Raw genomic sequence first — 654 nt, forward strand, 5'->3', positions numbered from 1 at the left:
GTCTTCGTCGACGCAGCCGCACCCCTCAAGGACGGCAAACCCCACCTGAACATCGAACTCCCCGGCCTCACCGGAACCCCCAACCTACCCGGCACCCCCGGCACCCCGGGAACCCCCGGCGGAAACCCCGGCGGAGTCATCCCCGGCCTGCCCGGCCTTCCGGGCCTGCCCGGCGGAGTCATCCCCGGCCTTCCGGGTACTGGCGGTACTCCGGGTATTCCGGGAACCCCTGGCGGGAACCCCGGCGGAGTCATCCCCGGCCTGCCCGGCCTTCCGGGCCTGCCCGGCGGAGTCATCCCCGGCCTTCCGGGTACTGGCGGTACTCCGGGTACCCCGGGAACCCCGGGTACTCCGGGTACTCCGGGTAACGGTGGTGTGATCCCGGGCGGGAACAACGGCACTCCCAAGGGCGTCGAGATTCCCGTCCCCGGCATCGGATCCGTCCGCGCCGGAACCACCCCCAACGGCGGAGTCAGCGTCGGCAAGAACCTCAACGTCGCCGGCGTCAAAGACCTCTGGGACCTCACCGTAGGACCCAACGGAGCCTCCACCACCGACCGCATCGGCACCGACACCACCAACGTCTTCGTCGACGCAGCCGCACCCCTCAAGGACGGCAAACCCCACCTGAACATCGAACTCCCCGGCCTCACC

The 654-nt window shown here is 70.3% G+C and carries 1 protein-coding gene; it reads left to right on the forward strand.

Translation table 11 applies throughout. From position 1 onward, the window contains the following. Nucleotides 1-654 (forward strand): hypothetical protein (locus AB4Y75_RS16690; RefSeq protein ID WP_441436999.1); only part of this gene is annotated, 654 nt, incomplete at both ends.

The sequence above is a fragment of the Arthrobacter sp. RAF14 genome (assembly GCF_052114185.1).
Taxonomy (GTDB): domain Bacteria; phylum Actinomycetota; class Actinomycetes; order Actinomycetales; family Micrococcaceae; genus Arthrobacter_E.